The following is a 22926-nucleotide window of genomic DNA, read 5'->3' as shown; positions in this document are numbered from 1 at the left end:
AGAGAAAGATGAAAACAAATTTCATGAAAGTTTCCACGTGGGCTATGGCTCTGTGCGCTTCTATGGCTGTGTTTACGGCTTGTAACGACGACGAGAACGGAACTACACCGCCTCCCGCTCCGAGTGTTGAAAACTTGGGCGGCATCGTGACGGAAAACATGACCCTCACGGCCAATACGGAGTACAAGCTGACCAGTCAGTTGCAGGTAAAGGCGCCCGCCGTACTTACCATCGAAGAAGGTGTGAAGATAACGGCTGCCGACAGCGAAGATCCTATTTACATCCTGATCGAGCAAGGAGCCAAAATCAATGCAGTGGGCACAGTGGAAAATCCTATCGTGATGACGGCCGAAAATAAGACTGCCGGTGGTTGGGGTGGTTTGCACATCTGCGGTTATGCTCCCACCAATGCGGGTTCGGGCTTTTCTGAAATCGGTAATGCCGCTTATGGTGGCAACGATGCCAATGATAATTCCGGTGTGCTGAAATATGTACGTTTGGAATATACGGGTTTTGCCCTGGATGACGAACACGAGGCCAACGGTATTTCTTTCTATGGAGTGGGTGCCGGCACCACTGTATCGTATGTGCAGACTTACGTAGGTGCCGATGACGGTTTGGAGTTCTTTGGCGGTACGGTGAATGTAGACCATTGCGCAGTAGTGGATTGCACGGACGATAGTTTCGACTGGACAGAAGGTTGGAGCGGCACGGCTACCAACCTTGTGGCTTACCAGACCGATGCTTCCTGCGACTGTTTGATTGAGGCCGACAACAACGGCGACAATTTCGACGCAACTCCGGTGGCTCATCCCACTTTGCGCAACCTTTATTTGGTGGGCAACGGCAGCAGCGAGAACAAGCGCGGCATCCGTTTGCGTGCCGGTACACGGGCTGATATCGACGGCGCGAAGGTAGCGGGCAAGCCTAATCCGCTCACTATTGAAACGACGCAGACCGACGATGCTTTGGCCAACGGTACTTCCGTGTTGAAAAATGTACAGATTGCAGGTGTGTTGAAGAACGACGTGACGGGTGGAAAATATCTTTCGGCCAATTTCCTGACAGGACAAGGCAATGCTGAAAACGCCCAGATAGCCACGACGTGGGACGATGTGGCCGGTAATTTGTCTTTCGCTTGGTTGAATGACGCTTGGGTGACGGCTGTTCAATAAGCAATATCTTTATTTTAAAAGACAATCCCTCGGAATGCACAGTGGTGCAACCGGGGGATTGTTTCGGTCTTTCCGTATGCCTCTTGTTTATCGGACGCTGGCGGTGCACGGGCTGTCCAATTCGGTTTTCCACAGACGCAAGTAATCGAACCATGCTTTGCTGTCCTCGAAACCGTCTTTTTCACGCCGGGCACATACGGTGATATAGTAACTGTTTATTCTACGGCTTCTCCTTGCCCGTCTTCGGTGAGGTAGAAGAGCGGAGAAGGGTTGGTTTGTTTCACCTTATAATAATGTAAGCCGCTGTCGTTCGTGCGTGGATGCCAATGACCGAGCAGGCGTATCATTTCCGCACCGGCCCAAATGACGGGACCGTAACCGTGGGCGGCCTGATAGTTGGCCGGACGGTAGTAGTAGAACGCAGGATCGAATCCCATTCCTGTACCCACGCAAGTACCGTCCACTTGCCCGCCCTCCTTGATTTGCGTACTGACGGCATGCCATCCGAGCTGCGCCACCGGGCCGTAAGTGATGCCTTCTATCCATCCTTTGTTGATGGCGTGGGCGATGCAATATACATAAATGGCCGTGGCCGAAGTTTCTAAGTAGGAATCGCTGCGGTCCACAAGCTGGTGCCAGAAACCTTCCGAACTTTGGTAGGCCGCCAATCCCTTGATGTGGCGGCGCAGTTGTTCGAGCAGGAACGGGCGGTCGGGATGGTCTTCGGGCAGGGCGTCGAGCAGTTCGCAGTTGGTCAGTATGGCCCATCCGTTGGCACGTGCCCAATGGAAAGTGGGCTGTTGTGCCAGTCCTTCCACGTAACCGTGGCGGTAAAGCCCCTTTTCCGGTACAAACATGCGGTCGATGAACTGACGGCTGACCTTGGCCGCCTCGTTGAAATATTTTGTGGATTCCTCTTTTTTATAAATGCCACGATAGGCCAAAGAAGGGACTCCCATGAACATGTCGTCCAACCAGATGGTGTTGTGTTGCGGGCGGTGGCGTGCGAATGTGCCGTCGGGCAGGCGGTATTGTCCGTGTTCGATGAAAGCGAAATAATTTTCTATCAGGTCGGACAGCGGCAAGGACGGGTCGGCGATACACGCCTTCATCATGGCGCAACACATGGCTCCGGCATCGTCCAATGCTTTCGGGTGCAGGATTTGTTCCATCTGTGCGTCGGTATCTTTGTACTGTTCGTAAAGCTTGCGGAATCCCGGAGCGACTTCGGCCAAGAATCTGAAACGGCGGACGACGTAATCTTTGTACCGGGCATCTCCTGTCACTTCGGAAGCATCTAGCAGTGCCTGGTAAGTCACGCCCCATTCATAACTTCCGATGCGGAATGTGCCTCGGTCGAGCGTGGAGCCGTGGGGGATGTGCCGGTAGTCGGTCACTTCTTTTCCGTCGGTATCCAATACGCGTACGGGGGTATGCTGCTCAATGTAGGCGAACACCCGGTCGATGTCTTTCTTGACTTGTTCGACGGTCAGGTTGCCATAGGGTACTTTGTATTCCGGTTGGAGCAAGTGCAACGGAGTGGTCATGTCGTTGATTTCAGTTTCCTGTGCAGTGACGGAGTGACCGAGGGATAGGATGCCTACGGCAAGGAAGCAGGCTTTGCAGATGGTTTTCATGCGTCTCGTTTATAAAATCAGGTTAATAATCTGTGTCGGATTGTCGCAAAAATACAGGTAATCCAAATGCAAAATTAGGAATAAATCCGTAACGTAAGAGGATAATCCTGCGGTTTTTTAAAATTTATTTTCCGATAAAATTGGAAATTACGGAAGTTATGTTGAATTTTGCATGCAGATAATTGTAGCATCATGAAAAACCTGATTTCAATTTTGTGTATGGGATTGTCCATGCTTTCCATGGGACTTTATGGTAAAAACAAGGTTTCGGGCGATTTGCGTTGGGTCGGTACGCGGCCTTCGTCTGACCGTCCGGTCAGTTTGGGCATTCCGTTCCTGAAGGGGGAACTGGAGGCCGATGGCCGTGTGGTGTTGAAATACGGGGACGGGACGGACATCCCGTCGGACTGTTGGCCGTTGGCTTACTGGCCGGACGGTTCGGTCAAATGGGCCGGAGTGGCCGCCGTGATACCGGAAGAAGCGGAAGACATCCGTTTTGAAACCATCTTGAAGAAACCCAAAAAAGAGAACCGTTCCGGGGCAAAGGTGCGGGTAGACGAGACACCCTCTTTCTTCCGGGTGTCCACCGGAAAGGTTGAGGCTTATATTCCCAAACTGGGTGGTTGCCTGCTTGACAGCCTCCGCTACGGAGGGAAGACGGTAGGCGGACAAGCCGCCTTGCTGTGCTCCACGCAGGACCGTCCGTCGGCAGAAGGAGAGGCGGTATTGCATTTCACCGGCTATCGCGGGCAAGTGGAACGCGTCACGGTGGAACGTGCCGGGGATGTCCGGGCATTGGTGCGGGCGGAAGGCCGCTATGCGAACGATGCCACGGGGCGGAAATGGCTTCCGTTCACCGTACGCTTTTATTTTTATGCCGGGAGCGAACAAGTCAAGATGGTACATACCTTTGTGTTCGATGGTGACATGGATCACGATTTCATCCGTAGTCTGGGCATCCGTTTCGAGGTTCCCATGCGCGAGGCCGTTTACAATCGTCACATAGCTTTCGCCACGGCCGATGGTGGGGTATGGGCGGAACCGGTGCAGCCTTTGGTGGGCCGTCGCGTGTTGTCGTTGGATGGGAAAAAGGATTGGCAGGCGAGGCAGATGCGTGGCGGACGCATACCGGCCTATGAGAAGTTCGATGCCAAGAACCGTCATCTTCTCGACCGTTGGGCGGTGTGGGACGGTTTCCGGTTGAGCCAGACGACGGCCGACGCTTTTTCTATCCGTAAACGTACGCATGCCGACCGTCCGTGGATTGGGACTTTCTCGGGAACCCGTGCGCCGGGTTATGTGTTTGCCGGAGACGTAAGCGGCGGATTGGGCGTGGCTCTGAAAGATTTTTGGCAATCCTATCCCACGGCTTTGCAGGTGGACAGTGCTGCTACCCGGAACGCCAACCTGACCGTATGGATGTGGAACCCCGACGCAGGGCCGATGGACTTGCGGCATTACGACGATGTGGCGCACGACCTGGAGGCCAGTTATGAGGACGTGCAGGAAGGGATGAGCACGCCCTATGGCGTGGCGCGCACCCATACGCTGACTCTCGTTCCGTCTGTGGCTTATCGGGGAAAGGAGACGGTAGCCCGGACGGCATCCATGTTGGCCGAAGACGCCCCCTTGTTGTGCACACCGGAATACCTCCACGCCAAGCATGCCTTTGGGGTGTGGAGCCTGCCCGACCGGAGCAACCCGAAGCGGGCACGGGTGGAGGACCGTCTGGAAGACTATTTGGACTATTATGTGAAGGCTGTCGATCAACATCGCTGGTACGGTTTCTGGAACTACGGTGACTTTATGCACACCTACGATTCCGTGCGCCATACGTGGAGGTATGACGTGGGAGGATATGCGTGGGATAACACGGAACTGGCCTCTAACATGTGGTTGTGGTACAGTTTCCTGCGGACAGGCCGTGCCGACCTTTGGCGGATGGCCGTGGCCATGAGTCGTCATACGACAGAATGCGACGTGTACCATCTTGGCCCGATGGCCGGGTTAGGTTCGTGCCACAACGTGAGCCACTGGGGGTGTGGAGCGAAGGAGGCACGCATCAGCCAAGCGGCGTGGAACCGTTTCTATTATTATCTGACCACGGATGAGCGCAGCGGTGACCTGATGACCGAAGTGCGCGATGCCGAACAAAAGCTTTACGACATCGATCCGATGAGGTTGGCTCTTCCGCGTGAGAAGTATCCCTGTACGGCTCCGGCACGTTTGCGTGTCGGGCCCGATTGGTTGGCCTACGCCGGAAACTGGATGACGGAATGGGAACGGACGGGCAACACGGCTTACCGCGACAAAATCATCGCAGGCATGAAGAGCATCTCGGCCTTGCCCCACGGCATCTTCACAGGGCCGGGCGTGTTGGGTTTCGACCCTGCCACGGGCGTGTTGAGCTACGAGGGAGACCCCGGTTTGCAGCGCACCGAACATTTGACCACCATCATGGGCGGTTTCCAAGTGATGAACGAGCTGATGGAAATGATAGACTTGCCGGAATGGAACCGCACGTGGCTCACCTTTGCCCGGGAATACAAGGAGAAGGCGCGCACGATTACGCACAATCCTTTTCCCGTGACGCGCCTTACGGCCTATGCCGCCGCCCAGACGGGAAGCCGGGAACTGGCAGCCGAAGCTTGGGATGAGCTGTGGCACGTGTGGCACAATGACAAACCTTTCACGGTGCGCCGTGTGGAGGTGCCCGAGGTCCCAGCACCGGTGGACGAGAATCCCGTGGTATGTACCAACGATGCGGCCACATGGAGCTTGGCAGCCATTTACATGCAGGAAGTCATTCCCGAATAGTTGATATCCGCGTGACGTGTATGTATAAGTAACATTTTGTTAGTTTTTGGAGTTCCCGAGGAAGATAAAATACGGTGTAATACGATTCAAAAAAGTATCCGGACTGCATAAATATTTAGTTATGCAGGTCTTATGCAACGTAAACCTGCATATATGCAAATCGTTTGCAGGCGAATGATTTTTCATTTGGCTGCAAACGGAAAATGTTTCTCCGCAGAACTTTTTGAAGTAGTCCTCGTGACGGTATTGGAGAGGGCGAAAAATGCCTGTGCAATCGGGTTTTATTCCGTTTCTTGGAGCTATCTGGTGAATTCTCATGTACGAAAACATCCGGCAAAAAGTCAGCGGTTTCCGGTTGGGGCTTACGCCACGTTTGATCCGGGCGTACAAAGTCCTTCTTTCCGTTCCGTTTTGTTTCCCAACGCCTTTGTGTCCTTCCCTTTTGTCAGTATCCCGTTTCGCGAGAATCGTTTATTTTCGGTTCGTGCCGGAGGAACCTGCCAATGGGCGATTCTCGTGAGGGAGGTTTTGACAGATTGTCAGTCCGATGTTTGGGCTGTGCATTTGGTCCAAAAAATGTAAACTATGCGTTTTTGACTTGAAAATCTTCTGTTGCTTTCCGGTATGAGGATGAAGGCAGGAGTGTCTGTTTCCAAGGCTTTGGATGGTTTGCGTCCCAGCGTGTATGTCGTGGGCGGCAAGAAAGTATTGAAATGAGGATGCTCCGATAGTCTTTTCCCGAAAGGATAAGGGTCGCACGGTAACTTCTTGTGAGGTTGCCGTGCGATTGTTTTTTCTTGGTAAGGAATGACGGATGACAAAGGAAAAGCGTGGTGTCGCAGCATCCGTAATGGGTAAAATATCGTATCTTTGCCGTATGGATGAGATGAAACTAAGCATAAGCCCGGTCGACTTGTCGGTACCGCAGGTTCTTCCTTATTCCGAGGAGGGGGTAAGAGCCGGATTTCCCTCCCCGGCGCAGGATTACATGTCGGGCGGTATTGATTTGAATAAAGAGTTGGTGCGGCATCGTGAGACGACGTTCTATGCCCGGGTGTCTGGTCATTCCATGGCCGGTGCCGGCATCGAGGACGGGGATTTGGTAGTGGTGGACAAGTCGCTCGAGGCTCGGACGGGAGACTATGTGGTGGCTTGTATTGACGGGGAGTTCACCCTCAAACAGTTCCGGCTCGATGCGGCAAACTGTTGTGCTTGGCTTGTCCCCGCCAACGAAGAGTTCCAACCGATAAAGATTACGGGAGAAAATGATTTCAGGGTTTGGGGCGTGGTGACTTACGTCATTAAAAAACTGCATAAAGGATGAAAGATGGGGTGTTCGGGTTGGTGGACTGCAACAATTTCTTTGTATCGTGCGAACGGGTGTTCCGTCCGGACTTGCGGGACAAGCCAGTAGTGGTGCTTTCCAACAACGACGGATGTGTCATTGCGCGGAGCAACGAGAGCAAGGCTTTGGGCATCCGGATGGGGGAGCCGTTTTTCAAGGTGCGCGACGTGGTGGCGCGGCATGGGGTGGCGGTGTTTTCCAGTAACTTTTCGCTTTATGGCGACATGAGCCGGCGGGTGATGTCTTTGCTTTCGGCTTATACGCCCCGGTTGGATATTTATAGTGTGGATGAGGCCGTACTTGATTTGACGGGAATGGGGGATGCGGAGTTTCTGCGCGGGTATGGCCGGGATATTGTGCGCAAGATTGGAAAGGGCGTGGGGATACCAGTCTCGTTGGGTGTAGCCGGGACCAAGACATTGGCCAAGATGGCCAGCAAATATGCCAAACGTTATCCGGCATACGAGGGGGTATGTTTAATAGATACGGAAGAGAAGCGCGAGAAGGCCTTGAGGCGGTTTGCGGTCGGCGACGTGTGGGGCATAGGCCGTCGCATGCAAAAGGTTCTGGAATACCATGGCGTCCGTACGGCGTGGGATTTCGTGTGCCGTTCCGAAGGATGGGTACGCCATGAATTTTCAGTGGCCGGAGTCCGTACGTGGCGCGAATTGCAGGGCGAGAGCTGTATTGCTTTGGATGACTTGCCTTATAAAAAAAGTATTTGCATGAGCCGCAGTTTTCCCGGGCATGGATTGTCTGAATGGCATGTCTTGGAAGAGGCCGTGGCTTATTTTGCTTCGGAGTGTGCCCGTAAGTTGCGCGAACAAGGTACTTGTTGCGGACAAGTCACGGTGTTTGCCTATACTAGCCGTTTCCGGACAGATGTTCCCGGCAATATGATTCAACAACAGGTACGTATGCCCGTACCGACACAGGATACGGCCGAAATCGTGCATGCGGCTTTGGAAGCGTTGCGGTTGCATGCGCATGACGGGGGCTTCGACTATAAGAAATCCGGAGTTATCGTTTGGGATTTGTCACCGCGTGAAGCGGTTCAAACGGATTTGTTTGATAAGATGGATCGTGGAAAGCGTGGGGCATTGATACGTGCCGTGGATGAGATAAACCGTAAGAACGGGCATAACGTGGTGAAAGTGGCTGCATTGGGGGCTGAACAGGAATATGCTTCGGAGAGGCAATACGCTTCGCGACGTTATACGACGAATCTGGATGAGGTCTTGGTAGTGAAAGTGTGAGAGCTTCAGTTTACCTCTTTATGTTATTTTATGCTAAAATGAACCCTTGATCCGTTTTTTTTCTCCTGATTGTCATTCTGATATTGGAAACATTTGCTTCCTTTGTAATAGAAAGAAAAACAATTTTTAGGAACCTTTTAATTTTTGAGAATCATGAGAAACGTTTACTTTACTTTATTACTGATGCTTTGCATGAGTGCCCATGTGAAAGCTGGAGATTGGATGAAACGTCTGCCGGACAATCTTTTTGTATCCCAAGTTTCTATTCCCGGAACGCATGATGCAGCTACGGGGAACGGGGTTACTTTGGCAACCTTTTCCCAGTGCCAAGACATAGATGTGGCCACACAGTGGTCCATCGGTATCCGCGCTTTCGATTTCCGCCCGAAGGTGAAAGATGACTATCTGAATATCAACCATGGTATTTCTGAGACGAAACTTCGTTTTGATGCCGCTTTGTACTTGCTGCGGGATTCGTTGAAAGCCCATCCTTCCGAATTTGCGATAATCCATTGTTTGTATGCCTCCAATTACGATAACGATAAAGCCACGTATGAAACCATGTTGCGCGAATTGTTGTCGCGTGAGGATTTGAAGGATTATTTTGTGCCGTTCCGGCGGAATTTGACGGTGGGGGACATGCGGGGGAAAATCTTGCTGTTGAGCCGTGACCAATATGCCGCCAAACCGATAACAGGCGGTTTTTTCCAAAGTTGGTGCGGTTGGTTGGATTGGAATGCACAGTCTTCTTGCAGTATTATAGGGGAGAGCGCGGCATTGGATTATAAATCTCCTTTGTGGGTGCAGGATTATGCCAATACGAAAGATAGTGAAGGAGGTGTGGCCAAGAAGGTAAGCGCGGTAACCGAAATGTTGGATCATAGTACGAAACATGTGACAAAAGACGAGTCGGACGTGGTGTGGGTATTTAACTTTGCATCGGCTTATCCCGGGTCGCTATCTACAGCTAATGGTTATCGCGAGAATGCGACCTACACGAATGCGGCTATTATAGAGTATTTGCAGACGCATGAAGCGGGACCTACGGGGGTTATCCTGATGGATTATTGTGTGGACCGGAGCCCTAACGAGGTGGATGGAAAGTACCTGACGCGTGGGCGCGAGTTGGTGGATACCTTGATTGCTAACAATTATAAGTGGTTGGAACGGAGAAATAGGACTGTGTACGATAGGGCATTAGATAGGATAGATAAACTTTATACGAAGTTACAAGAGGTTCGGGAAGCTATTGCGACCGAATGTGCAGATGTTGCCGCAGACTTTGAGGATGAACTGGCTGCGGCAAAAGAGGTTATCGACCAACAAAAATATGAGATTGACAGTTTGTACGCCGGATGGCTGTTCACGGAAAGTTATACGGTGGATTATACCGGAACCTATAAAATTATAAGGCAAATCGAGAAGGATGCCGAAGAAGCCCAAGCTAAGTTTGATGAGGAGTCGGATATTCATGCAGTGCAGGTTGAACATATAGGAAACGATTGTCAGATATTCTCGCTCACCGGAGAACGTTTGGATGCTCTTCGTCGTGGTACGGTTAACATTGTGAAGTTCCCTGACGGCAAGGTACGGAAGGTTGTTTGTCAATAAGGCCGCTTCTGGTATTGGGTACAGACAAGTTGGATTGGGATTGCGAAAGCCAAGCCGGAAGGAGGCTTTTGATGTCCATAAAAAAAGAAATCCTGAGCACCCCATCAATAAGTGTTCAGGATTCTTTTTCTGTGCGCCTGATAGGACTCGAACCTACACGCCGCAAAGCACCAGATCCTAAGTCTGGCGTGTCTACCAATTTCACCACAGGCGCGGTAAGACGGCTGCAAAGATAGAAAGATTTATCGGCTTGGCCAAATTATCGTTTCAGAAATTCTCGTGCGGCTTCTATCATTGTGTCTTTGTTGCGTGCCAGGTCTTCTTGTGTGAGCGATACGCAAGTGTCCGGTTCGATACCGAATTCGATTTGGTTCATTCCGGCATCGTACATCGGGCAGGCGGAGAAGCGGACAGACCATCCGTTGGGGAGTTCGGACGAAAAGGGGAGGCCGGAACCGCCACCTGTGCGGTCGCCCATAATGGTGACCAAGGGGCATTCTTTCATATCGCGTACGAACGTATTGGTGGCACTATAACACGAACGGTTGGTCAGCACGACGGCTTTCTTTTGCCAACGTATGCCTTTCGACGGTTCGATGTATTCGGTTTCGGGGGACGAAAAATCATTGTGTCCCGTTCCGGTTTTATGGGCGATGTAGCCTACCAGTCGTTTTTCGTTGGTGAACCGTTCGGCCAATCGTTCGGCGTAGGTCAGCGTGCCGCCGGAATTGTTGCGTACGTCCACAATCAGTCCGTTGCACAAGCGCAGATAATACATGACTTCATCCAGATTGCCTTCACCGATGCCGGAGCTGAAGCTTCCATAATATATATAACCGATGTTGTCGTCGAGAATCTTGTAATACATACCGGCGGCGATACGGTAGTCCGTACCCAAATAAACTTGATGGATGCTGTCGTTGAAATTACTCGGGTAATCCTCATGCCAACTCCAGTAACGTCCTACGTCGGCAGCAGAATAGAGGTTGACGTGGCCGTCGCGAAGTTCGGACAGCATGTCGCATAAGACTTCGAATAGTTGGGCAGAAGTCATTCCGTCATGTACGTGCGGACGGTATTTGGCATATACCTCGTTCCACGGCAGGCATCCTTCCTGCACCTTGTAGTCATGGAAGCAGTATTGGGTGTCGATAATGCGCCAAAGCGTCTCGAAATTATTGACCGGCGTGTTGTCCGGCTCTTCTTCACGAATGCAACTCGGGCAGAAAAGCAGGGCGAGAATGGCGCAGAATATAAAAAAGATGTAATGTTTCATACCGATGGTGGGTTACAGGATAAACGGGCGGTGTTGCGGCTCTTTACGTTTGACGAAGCTGAAATGCTTCACGTAGCCTACCATGAAACTATGGTTCCAGATATGGCTGCGCAGCCCGTTCACACGGCTTTGGCGGATGTCGCACAAATAACCGGCCCGGAACGTAAATCCTGCAATGGGAAAGTCCAATGTCAGGAAATGGCGCATGGACGGCGCATTGCCCGGATAAGTAAAACATACGTTGTGGTCATAGTTGCCTAATGACATCTCATAGTAAGACTGTCCGTAGCGTGGGGAGAACATGGCTCCGATGAGCGGCAGGCTGGTTTGGTAGCGGGCGGTGAAAGGTACTTTGCGGATATGGAACGGGTAGACGGCCATCAGGGATGCGTCTATGTCGATGTCAGCCTTGGCCTGTACCGGATTGTTGGAATTACGGTTGTTGTAAATCGCTCCCAGTCCGGCATGGACTTCTCCTCCGGCCATCAGCCGCAACCGTCCGCCCACGACCCAGTTGTAATGCCAACCGATGGAATAATTTATCTTGCCCCCCAGTTCGTCGGAGTTTCCGGCCCGGTTGGAGGTATAACAAAAAAATCCGTCGAGGATGCTTTGTGTCGTGATGCGTCCGTCTAACCAGTGGGTTTTACGTAAGGTCTCATGCAGAATGCTCAGGTGAGGCCCGGTATAAGTGGAGGGAGACAGGTAAGTCTCGTATAGGCTTGTGCGTCCCGCGCCGAAGAGTGTGGCGTGTGTCGTATAGCGGTTTTCCGGAAGGGGGGCGGCATCTTGGGCTTGGCATGGCCTGATACCAAGAAATGTCCCTATGGCTAATAAGAAAATGAGTGCCCGCTCTCTGACGGAGCGGGACATTCGGGACGAAACGGTTGTATAGGCCGGTAAGAAGTGAGACATATTATTCGTCTTCAAAAAGTTTCATTTGCCCGGTAAGCTCATCTATGATGTCGCTTTGGCTTTTACCGGCATCCGGATCCAGATTCTCCTTTTCTGTGTCTTTTTCTTCCGTTTCTTCCGCCACGGCTTCTTCGGTTTCCGGTTCCGGCCGGCGTATGGGTTCCAGTTCGGTAATGGTTGCCGTATCGAACGTGGTGAGCCGTTTGCCTTTCGCTTTGAAACTCTTTATGCCGATGAAACTTTCCGCATCAATTTCCTGCGGGTCGCGGAAGCTGTCGTGCCCGCCGAACGTGATTTGCAACCTTGGATAGGTTTCGTCCGTGAGCAAGACGAAGCGGCTGTCCTTGTTTTCTCCCATGAAACTTTGGGGCTTGGTACTCGGTTCGAACGCAAAACGCTTGACGTAAGGATAACCTTGTTGGTCGGCATCGTAGAGAACGGCACACCATATCTTGTCCGGTGAGAATTTTTCGATACGGAGTATGCCCGGTTCATAATGGTTGTTTACGTCGAAATTGGTCGTGTAGAACTCTCCGCTTTTCAGGATGACCAAAATCAGGTCTTCGCTGTGGAACTCACCCAGGTATTCTCCCCGCTCGTCGTAATTCAGGCGGTTGACATCGTGGTCGAACCATACTTTGCGTCCGCCCAAGGTAGAACCGCCGTGGGATTTCAGGCCGATACGCTGTATCTCGTTTTTGCTTAAAATGTTACCCATGCTTTGGCGGCCTTTGATAGTCACAGTACTGAAATCCTTTTCCACAAATATCTTTTTGAGTTTCAGGGCGGGTTTCAGGGTAATTTTAATGACCTCCGCTTCTCCGTTCGGATTGGCCGTGAAGTAGACGACGCGTGAAAAGGGTTTGCCTTGTGTCAGGTCGTATTCACGGTCGCGGGTGATGGAAGTTACATTGAAACGCTTGATGTAATAGAAACCGTCCTTGCCGTCCCGGTAGGCGACATTGTAAATCGTCCGTTTGTCGTTGCGTTTGAAAACTGCGGCATGGATGATTTCGGCTTTTTTCTTTTCAGCCTTGCTTCTTTCCGTTTCGCCCACGAACGTCTTGTCGCTGATACGGATGACTTTATAAGTTCCGTCGCGGTAGAAAATAATGGCATCGTCGATGTCGGAACAGTTGGCAATGAATTCGTCCTTTTTGAGCGATGTGCCGATAAAGCCCTCTTCGCGGTTGATATACAGTTTTTCGTTGGCCTCCACCACCTTGGTAGCTACGATCGTATCGAAATTGCGCAGTTCGGTATGACGCGGATGTTCGTCGCCGTATTTGGCTTTCAACATACGGAACCAGTTGCAGGTGACTTCCACCATGTTGTCTAAGTCGCGGTCGATGCGTGCGATCTCATCTTTCATCCGGGCGATGGCGTCGTTGGCCTTGTCTTTATTGAATTTCAGGATCCGGGCCATTTTGATGTCCATCAGTTTGAGGATGTCGTCTTGGGTCACTTCCCTTATCATCTGCGGATAGAAGGGCGTGAGCCGTTCGTCGATGTGTGTGCAGGCCGCGTCCATATCTTTGGCCTGTTCGAAGTTGCGGTCTTTGTAAATCCGCTCTTCGATGAATATCTTTTCGAGCGAGGCAAAATGCAGGCTCTCTTGAAGCTCTCCCTTTCGGATGAGCAATTCCTTGCGGAGCAGTCCGAGCGTGTTGTCCACTGAACGTTTCAGTACTTCGCTGACGGTCAGGAAGCAAGGCTTCTTGTCGTCGATGACGCAACAGTTGGGCGAGATACTGACTTCGCAGTCGGTAAAGGCATAGAGAGCATCCAATGCCTTGTCCGAGCTTACTCCCGGCGTCAGGTGCACTAAGATTTCTACTTCGGCAGCCGTGTTGTCCTCTACCTTGCGTACTTTGATTTTGCCTTTTTCGATGGCTTTCAGAATGGAGTCAATCAGGGTTGTGGTGGTCTTTCCGTATGGAATCTCACGGATGGCCAGCGTCTTGTTGTCTATCTTAGTGATTTTGGCACGTACTTTCACTACGCCCCCTCGTCCGCCGTCGTTATACTTGCTTACATCGATACTTCCTCCTGTCAGGAAATCCGGGTAAAGTTGAAACGGTTCGCCATGCAGGTAGTTTACGGCGGCATCGCATATCTCGTTTAAGTTATGCGGCAGGATTTTGGATGACAAGCCCACGGCAATGCCTTCCACGCCTTGGGCCAACAGCAGCGGGAACTTGACCGGAAGCGTCACCGGTTCCTTGTTCCGTCCGTCGTATGAAAGTTTCCATTCCGTGGTTTTGGGGTTGAACACCACGTCGAGGGCGAATTTGGAAAGCCGGGCCTCGATATAACGCGGAGCAGCCGCCGAGTCACCGGTAAGGATGTTTCCCCAGTTCCCTTGGCAGTCTATGAGCAAATCCTTCTGTCCCAACTGCACCAAGGCATCCCCGATGGAAGCGTCTCCGTGCGGATGGAATTGCATGGTATGTCCCACGATGTTGGCCACCTTGTTGTAGCGCCCGTCGTCCATACGCTTCATGGAGTGCAGGATGCGGCGTTGTACCGGTTTGAAACCGTCGTTGATGTGGGGCACGGCCCGTTCGAGAATCACGTAAGAGGCATAATCCAGAAACCAATTCTGGTACATCCCGCTCAAGTGGTGTGTAATGCTGTCATGGGGATTTGTTTCCGGTTGGTAATTGGAGTGTGCATTGTTGTCCTCTTCAGGCGTTTCCGTAGTCAGGTCTGTCAACTCGTCTTTGTCTTCGCTCATATTTGTTTATGATATATCTATTTTAACGCAAAAATAACATTTTAATGAAAAAAAAGGCGTACTTTTGCGAAAGATTTATCAATATTTTACGAATAGAGTATGGCTCAGGAAGATGTATTCAAGAAAATAGTGTCACATTGTAAGGAATACGGTTTCGTGTTTCCCTCAAGCGACATCTATGACGGATTGGGTGCCGTGTATGATTACGGTCAGAACGGTGTGGAGTTGAAAAATAACATCAAGCAATATTGGTGGCAGAGCATGGTGTTGCTGCACGAGAACATCGTGGGTATCGATGCCGCCATCTTCATGCACCCTACGACGTGGAAGGCCAGCGGGCACGTGGACGCATTCAACGACCCTTTGATAGACAACCGCGACAGCAAGAAGCGCTATCGTGCGGATGTATTGATTGAAGACCAGATTGCCAAGTACGAAGAAAAGATAAACAAGGAAATAGCCAAGGCGGCCAAGAAGTTCGGGGATAGCTTTGATGAGCAGAAGTTCCGCGAAACCAATCCCCGCGTGTTGGAACATCAGCAGAAACGCGATGCGTTGCACCAACGTTACAGCGATGCGATGAATGCGGGCGACCTGAATGAACTGAAACAGATTATCTTGGATGAGGGTATCGTGTGTCCCATCAGCGGCACGCACAACTGGACCGATGTCCGTCAGTTCAATCTGATGTTCAAGACCGAGGTCGGTTCTACGGCCGAAGGTTCTTCCACTATTTACCTGCGTCCGGAAACCGCCCAAGGCATCTTCGTGAACTACTTGAATGTGCAGAAGACGGGGCGCATGAAGCTGCCTTTCGGTATCGCACAAATCGGCAAGGCGTTCCGTAACGAGATTGTGGCTCGCCAGTTCATATTCCGTATGCGCGAGTTCGAGCAAATGGAGATGCAGTACTTCGTGAAGCCCGGTACGGAGCTTCAATGGTTCGAAACGTGGAAAAAGACCCGTATGGCTTGGCATCAGGCATTAGGTTTCGGGGCGGAAAACTACCGTTTCCACGACCATGAGAAACTGGCGCACTATGCCAATGCGGCCAGTGACATCGAGTTCCACATGCCATTCGGTTTCAAGGAAGTGGAAGGTATCCACAGCCGTACGAACTTTGATTTGAGCCAGCATGCCAAGTATTCGGGCAAGAAGATTGAATATTTCGACCCCGAAACGAACGAAAGCTATACGCCGTATGTCATTGAGACCTCTATCGGTGTGGACCGTATGTTCCTTTCCATCATGTGCCACAGCTACGAGGAAGAGAAACTGGAAAACGGGGAAACTCGCGTAGTGCTCAAATTGCCGGAGGCATTGGCTCCGGTAAAACTGGCCGTCATGCCGTTGGTAAAAAAAGACGGTCTGCCTGAGAAAGCGCACGAAATCATCAGCAACCTGCGTTTCCATTTCAACTGCAAATACGATGAGAAGGATTCTATCGGCAAGCGTTACCGCCGACAGGATGCCATTGGTACGCCGTATTGCGTGACGGTGGATTACGATACGCTGAAGGACAATACCGTGACCCTGCGTCATCGCGACACGATGGAACAGAAGCGAGTGAACATTGCCGACTTGCAAGGTATCATTGAAGACCGTGTGAGCATCACTTCGTTGCTGAAAAAGATTATGTAATCCTGCCTAAAAGACGGACATCAATGAAAAAAGGTTTATTGTATCTGGCGGTCGTTCTTTTTTCTTTATGCACTTTGGGGGCTTGTAAAGAAGAAGATGACACGTATGATGCTTATGCGAACTGGCCGGCTCGGAATGCTGAATATTTTTCCCAAATAGCTGCCGAGGCAAGGGACTCCATTGCGCAAGCCAAAAAACTATATGGTAATCAGTGGGAAGCCTATTGTAATTGGCGTATGTTCAAGTCGACGACGAAGTCCCAAAATATACTTGGGGCGTTGACCGATTCGATTTGCGTGTATATTGAGCAGCGGGGTTCGGGAACGGACAGTCCGACATGGTCCGACACGGTCCGTGTCAATTACCGGGGCTATCTGATGCCTACCCAGAATATGGTGAACGGAGAATGGGTGGAAGAACGTAAGGTGTTCTCCCAGTCTTTCATGGGCGAACTGGATAATCAGATTGCCGTGCCGGCCAAGATGGGAGTTTCGAGTGCCGTGCCCGGATTTGCCACAGCTTTGCAATACATGCACAAAGGTGATGTCTGGTGGGTATATATACCCTCTGAACTGGCTTACGGAAGTCAGTCGGCAGGTTCGGTGCTGCCTTATTCCACGTTGACGTTTTATGCCAATCTGGTAGAATATTACGAACCGGGAGAGGACGTTCCGGACTGGAAATAAGAAGTAACAGGAATATAAATTTTATATGGATATGTGAAAACGAATGGCACGGCAGGTTTGTGACTGTCGTGCCATTTGTTTGGGGTAATGTTGTTCGATTTATTCTACGGGCGTACCGAATGCGGTGAGCTCATAGACACCATCGGCCCAAGCGGCCGGATTATTGTTATGCACATTGATGATTCTCAGTACCGTTAATCTGAGGTATCTGTAAACCGATGAGTCCGTGACGGGGAGTATTTGGAACCCTACTTGCCAGTTATCCGTTCCGTCTACCAAGGTTTGGAAGTGTTCGCCGTCTACGCTCCCTTCGATTGTGTATTTATATGCCGTTTCCGAACCATTGACCAATTTGGTAGACAAGTTCAGCTCCGATATCTTGGCCTTTTTCTGCATATCTATGGTCAGGACGTACGGGTACGTGCTGCTCTGGAAGTAAACGGAGGAATTCATGTCGGCTCCGTCTGTGATGCAGGATGCCGTATGAGGGTTGGCACCAACCGTGGTGGTAGAGGCCGGTGCGTTCAGCGTGAGATTCCTGCCGTTTTGTACGGGGACGATGCCGTATGAATCATAAAATTCGATATAACGGTAATAATCCATGGAAGCATAGCCTTTGTTGAATTTGGCTACGGAAATCCTCGGGAAGTTCCCGTCTGGGTCTTTGTGGTGGTATTGGGCACCCCAATGGTAACTCCACACGCCGAATGTTTCGTGGTTTGTACCCCTTCTTTGGATGTTGTTGAACTGTGCCCCGAAAGTAGAGTTGTTACCGATTTCCCGTAATGAAGTCCATACCCCGTCCAGTTTCTCAGCTGAGGCATACATGGCCTGGCTAGGATACCATCCGGATGCTTTGGAGCTGAAGAAATAGTATTCGCCGTCTTTTTTGATGATGGAAGGGGTCTCGCGGTGTTGTCCTTTACATATTGTATTGACTAATGCGACAGGACGAGTCCACGTCTCATCCAATTTGTAGATATTGATATCGCTGTTCATGTTGGTGGCAGAGAGAAGGTAGCCCGTGCCGTCATCGTCTATAAACAAAGCCTGGTCGCGGGAGTCATATCCTAATGGCCGTTCCATGGTACCTACTTCGATTCCGCCTTTCGGGGTAATCTGTGCAAGGAATATCTTGGCGGCAGTATATCCTCCTTGGTCTTCATAATGGGCGGAGAGTACGACCTTGCCAGTCTTTTCATTATAACGGAAACCGATACCTTCGAAGTTTACACCCGGATAGAATACGATTTCACGTGGTGTGCTCCAACTTCCTTCCTTGCCAGTCTTGGAATAAGATTCAGACAGCAGCCAACCGTCTTTTTCCTGTCCACTTACGTTTTTTTTCTTCCTTTCCAACCTATAAGAGAAATAAAGGTTTCCTATTTTCATTCCGGCGATGCCGCCTTTTCTATTTTTCAGATATTGACCGTTGAGGTTGTCGTATACGTCGCAATCTTGCGAAGGTCTGAAGGGCATGGCCGATTGTGATTCTGACATGGCTATCTTTCGACCCTCTTTGTAGCCTTCTACATGATAGGTGTAATTTTCCCCTAAAGACAACCCGTAATCATCGTAAGTGTCTCCCCGGGTCTCCCCAATCAAGGTGCCGTTTCGATATATTTTGTATACGTCTGCGTCATTCCTTTGCATCCAGTTGATTTTTACGTTCTTCACTTCGTTTTCGCCGACGAGCTTGAACGGAGTTGCCGTGACAGCCCATGTACTGATGGCAAAGTCGGCCGAGGTCATCTTGCTGGCCCCTTCCGTATTGTAGGCGATGGCGTTTACCCTTGTGGTTTTATTGAGGGTGAACGGAATGGAATACTTTATGCTATTTTTGTCTGGTTCACTGCCGTCAAGCGTATAGTAGATTTCCACCGATGGATCTTTATGTTGTAATTCTACGGTTTGGCTTCCCCAAACGTCGCCACCCGAAGGTGAAATGAAGGGTGGTTCGACATTGGCACTGACTTGTTCCACGGCAATCAGGCTGATGCTGCCGTTTTCCCATTCCTTTCCGCCGATTTTGTTGCTTTCATAAGTGAAAGTCGTAGGCTGTGCCAGTTTCAGCTCATGGGTGACCCAGACTGGCGGATGAACCCAGTCTTCCGCTATGGTGGTGGAAACCTGTTTGGTGTCGTATATCTTTTGGTTCACTCGGAGATAACTGGTAAAATTAAGCTTGACATTGGGGACATGGGCGACCCACACTTTATATCTTCCCGGTTGGAGGGTCAGTTTATAGGTCAGTCCCTCGTCCTTATCCTTTCCGTCACTCAGGTAAGAGGTCGCCCAGTCGGCTTCGTTCCCGGCTTTGACATATACCTTTTGGTTCTCGTGTTGTTCGCGTTCCACATAACCCCATAAATCGGTTGCGGAGGTATATTTCTGATCCGGTTTGTCGTTGAGCAGGGCTTGTCCGCGCAAAGCTTTGGCAGCCTCGAATATTTGTGAAGATTGTGGGGCGATGCGGCCTGCGTCGATTAGGTACACCAGATTTTCCGGCAAAGCCCAGACGTAAGCCGTAACCGTATCCTTTGTGCCTTTCCGGTTCACTTCGCCTTTTATTTCCGTTTGCTTGAAAGCCGTATTGAACAGGCTTGCATCTGTCTTTTCCCATTTGACAGCCAGTTTGTCCGTCCCGATTTGGATATTTGTGGGCAGCTGCGGCTGTCGGTTAATCACAGTCCCGATGACTATATGTTTGCCATCAGTCTTGCCGGTAGAGGCCATGCCCTGTAAGCTGTTGCCGAGCAAGAATACACCAAGGATATAACCCTTAGTTCGTAATTTGTTTTGTATCATAAGATTGATAATTGATGTTTATAAAATGATTGCAGTTTTTTTTAAAGATAGTAAGTGCGAGGCCATCACGGATACGCACTTACATAACATTAACCTAATTTCAAGTGTTTTTATTGAATAGTTTAAGATGTAGGGTATGCGTATTTGTCCGAATCGAAGTACACTCCGAAGTAGTGCGGTTCTCCTCCGGTGGCGAGATATAAAGGAGTCCCGTCGAAGGTGTTGTTGCCTGAGACGGAAATGAATTTCTGGTCTTGCAGGCTTTGTATGCGATAGAATCCGCCTGTTTGCCGGATAAATTTCCATTTTTGGTTATCGCTGTCTGCTTCTTCGTTGCTCAGGCGTAAGGAACCGAAAGTGTTTGTCAGGAACTTGCCGCTTTTCGTGTCTTTTAACTTGTACACATCAGGAGAGCCTGTTGTCTGGAAGATGAAGTTCAGGTTGATTTCATCATTGTCGTCAGCAATGGTGAAACCATTGGCCGGTTTGGACACCAACCTGTCGGCCTGCTGTTCCAACAAGGCATAGATGTTTCCGGAGACGATTTCCGCAGCCCGTTTGTAGCGGTACATTTTGTCGAAGACGCTTAAATCCCATTGGTCGTACCAACGGACGACAGGAAGTCCCGAACGCATGCTGACAGGCAACCAAACGTGAGTGGAGTGTTCCACGTCGTTGGGGTTCCAACGGTCGGCCATATAGATGAAAGCGTCTTTCCGGCCTTCCACTTTCAACACGTAGCAAGGTTGTGAGCGGTAGCTGACTTGTTTCAGTGGGTCGGTGGCAAAGTTGCCGTGGAGTTTCCATTCTCCCATGATGTCCTTGGCCATGGCTCTCCTTCCGGGGTTGGGATTCCAGCCCGTGCAACCGGAGAACAGGCCGTAATATACGTCCTTCCATTTGAAGATGGCTGCAGCTTCACACTTTTCGCCTTTCAGTACTTGAAGGTTTGTCCCCTCCGGTTCCAAATAATCATCGCGCAGGAGGGCAATGTTTGTATTGGAGTTCATAGCCGTAGAGCATATATGGTAGGCTTTTCCATCGTTGTCCACGAACAACGTTTGGTCGCGCGATTCGTTTCCGTTCGGACGGAAGGTCTTATAGAAAGTATAAGGGCCGGTGACACTGTCACTCACGGCCACGCATACCCGTGCGGCTCCGTAGTCGCTGCTCGATTTTTCCCAATGGCTCCACATCACCCATTTTTTGGTCTTCGGGTTGTATATGACCTTCGGGCGTTCAAAAAGGCGGCCTTGCGAGATGTCGTTCAAGTCTTCACGGGGCGTTCCGTCGGCTTTCAGGGCCAGTCCGACGCGCTTCCAGTTATACAGGTCTGTGGAGGCGTAGCAACTGACGCCGTTCGATTCGAATTTCGTGCGATCCTCGCCAAACCAATAGTATGTGCCATTGTGGAACACCACGCAGCCTCCGTGGGCATTGATGGGAGCGTCCTCGGCATCGTTCCATACTTCGCCCGGGTGGAATTGGGTAAGTTGTGCCGTACAGTGGACATGCCATGCCCATAAGCATACGATGGTCAAAAACAGTTTCTTCATGCTTCGTTTGCAGGTTAGTTGATATTCACCGTGATTTCAGGAGATGCCGGTGCGTAGGCTCCTGTGGTGTCGAATGTGAAGTATTCCACTTGAGCGTCCTGATTGGTGAAACCGATTTTGGGGGTATATTGGCGCGATACGCCGGTCAGTTTCACGTTGTCTACTTCCAACGGGCTGCGGTGCTCTCCCCATTTTCCACTTTCCGTTTGGAATACCACACGGATTTGCTTACAATCGGCCGAGGTGGTATAATCCAAGGAATATGTTTCCCATGAATCGCTGGCAATGTCCACTTTGACTCTCTTTTCACGGTTCTGCATCTCCTCGATAAACATGCTGCCGGCCAAGGTCCCTTCTTTTTCCCGGATGCCTCCTTTGACCAGTGCCGTAAGTGTATAGGTTTCATTAGGAGCCACGTCTACAATTTGGTTGATGTTGCCGTTGCCCCAACCGTTGGCCCACATGTAGGGCTTGATTTGTGCCACATGATTGTCGACACCTATGGCTTGGTCTATTTCTTCAGGAACGATGAACTGTTGGCTGCACCAATAGTCGTGTATGTCAATGTACCATCCCTCTATGCCCTTAGCCACGTCTTCCGCATTTTTAACCCCGAACACTTCAAATTCACCTTCGAATCCGGGATTCTTTAGCAGGTTTTCCTTGATGTCCCCGTTACCGCTTGCGAATTCGGGCTGCAAACCGTAATCGTGCAGGCGCACCGTGTCCACGGCAATGCCGTCGCGGTAGAAGAATGCGCGGTTGTCCGGCATCACGGCGATGCGGTAGGTGTGTGCTTTGCCGTCGTTGTTATAGAACTTTCCACGTCCGCCGGTCACGTTGGTGGAAGGGTTCTTGAACCCGTCGGCTTTGGACGTGGAGTGGCACAATCCGAAGGCCGTAGACGTGACATAGCTTTTGAAACCCTGTCCGTCGGCATTGATGGCAAAGGGATTGAACTCGTTCCCATCGGCAGGAATGGCCACTTTGAATTCTATGGTATATCCGTTTTTAGAAGGTGAAAACTCTTTTTCAAAAGAATCCTGCCCCCCTCCTTTGTAGACGGGTGTGGCAGACAAGTCTTTGACCGGAAGGTCTTTCCCTTCTCCTTTTACATCCACGTAGTAACGCGTGTCGCCGCTCCGCAGGATAACCTTGCCGTCAGTTTGCCGTTTGGAGCTTACCAGTTTCACGGTAACAGAGCCTTTACCGTTGGGGGAAATTTCGTGGGGAGAAACTTCAAAACCGTGCGTAGCCGAAACTTGGATGGGCTCATCCGTCCGCAAGTTCTTGGAATCTACGGAAAACGATGCGGTCTCTCCATATCCGTGGATGGTGATGCCCGTCGGAGTTGCCGTCCGGTTCTTTTTCGATTTTGCATTGAGCGTAAGCGGATGACCGTTCATTATGGCCATCCCTATTACGGCTGCTATGACTTTTACATACTTCCTTTTCATTGTCTTCTC

General features: G+C 50.7%; 14 protein-coding genes and 1 tRNA gene. 7 read left to right on the top strand and 8 right to left on the bottom strand.

Going from position 1 to position 22926, the window contains the following annotated elements; all coding sequences use genetic code 11:
- Nucleotides 1-8 precede the first annotated feature (8 nt).
- The gene (locus AC5RDV_RS07600; RefSeq protein WP_282747920.1) at nucleotides 9-1175 is read left to right on the top strand and encodes a beta-helix domain-containing protein; all 1167 of its coding nucleotides are present in this window, start codon (nucleotides 9-11) and stop codon (nucleotides 1173-1175) included.
- Between the two features lie 215 nt (nucleotides 1176-1390).
- On the opposite strand, the gene AC5RDV_RS07595 is transcribed toward AC5RDV_RS07600, so the two are convergent.
- Nucleotides 1391-2812, bottom strand: coding sequence for a glycoside hydrolase family 88/105 protein (locus AC5RDV_RS07595; protein WP_282747921.1), 1422 nt, complete (start codon nucleotides 2810-2812; stop codon nucleotides 1391-1393).
- Between the two features lie 192 nt (nucleotides 2813-3004).
- On the opposite strand from AC5RDV_RS07595, the gene AC5RDV_RS07590 reads away from it, so the two are divergent.
- From AC5RDV_RS07590 to AC5RDV_RS07575, 4 genes are all read left to right on the top strand, one after another.
- On the top strand, nucleotides 3005-5629 hold the full coding sequence (locus AC5RDV_RS07590; protein ID WP_282747922.1) for an exo-rhamnogalacturonan lyase family protein: 2625 nt from the start codon (nucleotides 3005-3007) through the stop codon (nucleotides 5627-5629).
- A gap of 877 nt (nucleotides 5630-6506) precedes the next feature.
- Nucleotides 6507-6953, top strand: a complete 447-nt coding sequence (locus AC5RDV_RS07585; RefSeq protein ID WP_040602640.1) for a LexA family protein — start codon at nucleotides 6507-6509, stop codon at nucleotides 6951-6953.
- The gene (locus AC5RDV_RS07580; RefSeq protein ID WP_008625890.1) at nucleotides 6950-8230 is read left to right on the top strand and encodes a Y-family DNA polymerase; all 1281 of its coding nucleotides are present in this window, start codon (nucleotides 6950-6952) and stop codon (nucleotides 8228-8230) included. The genes AC5RDV_RS07585 and AC5RDV_RS07580 overlap by 4 nt, the downstream gene beginning before the upstream one ends.
- 153 nt (nucleotides 8231-8383) lie before the next feature.
- Complete coding sequence (locus AC5RDV_RS07575; protein WP_282747923.1) at nucleotides 8384-9841, top strand: PI-PLC domain-containing protein; 1458 nt, start codon at nucleotides 8384-8386, stop codon at nucleotides 9839-9841.
- A gap of 132 nt (nucleotides 9842-9973) precedes the next feature.
- Here the strand turns inward: AC5RDV_RS07575 and AC5RDV_RS07570 are convergent.
- From AC5RDV_RS07570 to AC5RDV_RS07555, 4 genes are all read right to left on the bottom strand, one after another.
- Nucleotides 9974-10055, bottom strand: a tRNA-Leu gene (locus AC5RDV_RS07570).
- A gap of 45 nt (nucleotides 10056-10100) precedes the next feature.
- The gene (locus AC5RDV_RS07565) at nucleotides 10101-11117 is read right to left on the bottom strand and encodes a S41 family peptidase (RefSeq protein WP_282747924.1); all 1017 of its coding nucleotides are present in this window, start codon (nucleotides 11115-11117) and stop codon (nucleotides 10101-10103) included.
- A gap of 12 nt (nucleotides 11118-11129) precedes the next feature.
- Nucleotides 11130-12032: a DUF3316 domain-containing protein gene (locus AC5RDV_RS07560; protein ID WP_282747925.1), complete on the bottom strand. Its 903-nt coding sequence runs from the start codon at nucleotides 12030-12032 to the stop codon at nucleotides 11130-11132.
- A gap of 1 nt (nucleotide 12033) precedes the next feature.
- Nucleotides 12034-14769 carry a DNA gyrase/topoisomerase IV subunit A gene (locus AC5RDV_RS07555; RefSeq protein ID WP_282747926.1) on the bottom strand — a complete coding sequence of 912 codons (2736 nt, stop codon included), beginning with the start codon at nucleotides 14767-14769 and terminating at the stop codon, nucleotides 12034-12036.
- A 99-nt stretch (nucleotides 14770-14868) separates the two neighbouring features.
- Here AC5RDV_RS07555 and AC5RDV_RS07550 point away from each other — a divergent pair, with 99 nt between their 5' ends.
- Both AC5RDV_RS07550 and bamJ read left to right on the top strand, forming a co-directional pair.
- Nucleotides 14869-16410: a glycine--tRNA ligase gene (locus AC5RDV_RS07550; protein ID WP_008625880.1), complete on the top strand. Its 1542-nt coding sequence runs from the start codon at nucleotides 14869-14871 to the stop codon at nucleotides 16408-16410.
- A gap of 23 nt (nucleotides 16411-16433) precedes the next feature.
- Nucleotides 16434-17096: a BamJ family beta-barrel-assembly machinery protein gene (gene bamJ / locus AC5RDV_RS07545; RefSeq protein WP_282747927.1), complete on the top strand. Its 663-nt coding sequence runs from the start codon at nucleotides 16434-16436 to the stop codon at nucleotides 17094-17096.
- A 99-nt stretch (nucleotides 17097-17195) separates the two neighbouring features.
- On the opposite strand, the gene AC5RDV_RS07540 is transcribed toward bamJ, so the two are convergent.
- The 3 genes from AC5RDV_RS07540 to AC5RDV_RS07530 all read right to left on the bottom strand — a co-directional run bounded on the left by AC5RDV_RS07540 (nucleotide 17196) and on the right by AC5RDV_RS07530 (nucleotide 22917).
- Nucleotides 17196-19904, bottom strand: a complete 2709-nt coding sequence (locus tag AC5RDV_RS07540) for an FN3 associated domain-containing protein (protein ID WP_345894537.1) — start codon at nucleotides 19902-19904, stop codon at nucleotides 17196-17198.
- A gap of 122 nt (nucleotides 19905-20026) precedes the next feature.
- Nucleotides 20027-21460: a family 43 glycosylhydrolase gene (locus AC5RDV_RS07535; protein ID WP_008625877.1), complete on the bottom strand. Its 1434-nt coding sequence runs from the start codon at nucleotides 21458-21460 to the stop codon at nucleotides 20027-20029.
- A 14-nt stretch (nucleotides 21461-21474) separates the two neighbouring features.
- Nucleotides 21475-22917 carry a carbohydrate-binding protein gene (locus AC5RDV_RS07530; protein WP_282747928.1) on the bottom strand — a complete coding sequence of 481 codons (1443 nt, stop codon included), beginning with the start codon at nucleotides 22915-22917 and terminating at the stop codon, nucleotides 21475-21477.
- Between the last annotated feature and the right edge of the window lie 9 nt (nucleotides 22918-22926).

Source organism: Paraprevotella sp. (assembly GCF_986071375.1).
The sequence above is the reverse complement of the archived record's forward strand: the minus strand, read 5'-3'. Positions and strand labels throughout refer to the sequence as shown.

Bases quoted from the DNA above. Each gene is read 5' to 3' on its own strand.
- bamJ (WP_282747927.1), top strand. From the start codon at position 16,434: ATGAAAAAAGGTTTATTGTATCTGGCGGTCGTTCTTTTTTCTTTATGC.
- AC5RDV_RS07580 (WP_008625890.1), top strand. From the start codon at position 6,950: ATGAAAGATGGGGTGTTCGGGTTGGTGGACTGCAACAATTTCTTTGTA.
- AC5RDV_RS07555 (WP_282747926.1), bottom strand. From the start codon at position 14,769: ATGAGCGAAGACAAAGACGAGTTGACAGACCTGACTACGGAAACGCCT.
- AC5RDV_RS07550 (WP_008625880.1), top strand. From the start codon at position 14,869: ATGGCTCAGGAAGATGTATTCAAGAAAATAGTGTCACATTGTAAGGAA.
- AC5RDV_RS07565 (WP_282747924.1), bottom strand. From the start codon at position 11,117: ATGAAACATTACATCTTTTTTATATTCTGCGCCATTCTCGCCCTGCTT.
- AC5RDV_RS07530 (WP_282747928.1), bottom strand. From the start codon at position 22,917: ATGAAAAGGAAGTATGTAAAAGTCATAGCAGCCGTAATAGGGATGGCC.
- AC5RDV_RS07575 (WP_282747923.1), top strand. From the start codon at position 8,384: ATGAGAAACGTTTACTTTACTTTATTACTGATGCTTTGCATGAGTGCC.
- AC5RDV_RS07600 (WP_282747920.1), top strand. From the start codon at position 9: ATGAAAACAAATTTCATGAAAGTTTCCACGTGGGCTATGGCTCTGTGC.
- AC5RDV_RS07535 (WP_008625877.1), bottom strand. From the start codon at position 21,460: ATGAAGAAACTGTTTTTGACCATCGTATGCTTATGGGCATGGCATGTC.
- AC5RDV_RS07540 (WP_345894537.1), bottom strand. From the start codon at position 19,904: ATGATACAAAACAAATTACGAACTAAGGGTTATATCCTTGGTGTATTC.
- AC5RDV_RS07585 (WP_040602640.1), top strand. From the start codon at position 6,507: ATGGATGAGATGAAACTAAGCATAAGCCCGGTCGACTTGTCGGTACCG.
- AC5RDV_RS07590 (WP_282747922.1), top strand. From the start codon at position 3,005: ATGAAAAACCTGATTTCAATTTTGTGTATGGGATTGTCCATGCTTTCC.
- AC5RDV_RS07595 (WP_282747921.1), bottom strand. From the start codon at position 2,812: ATGAAAACCATCTGCAAAGCCTGCTTCCTTGCCGTAGGCATCCTATCC.
- AC5RDV_RS07560 (WP_282747925.1), bottom strand. From the start codon at position 12,032: ATGTCTCACTTCTTACCGGCCTATACAACCGTTTCGTCCCGAATGTCC.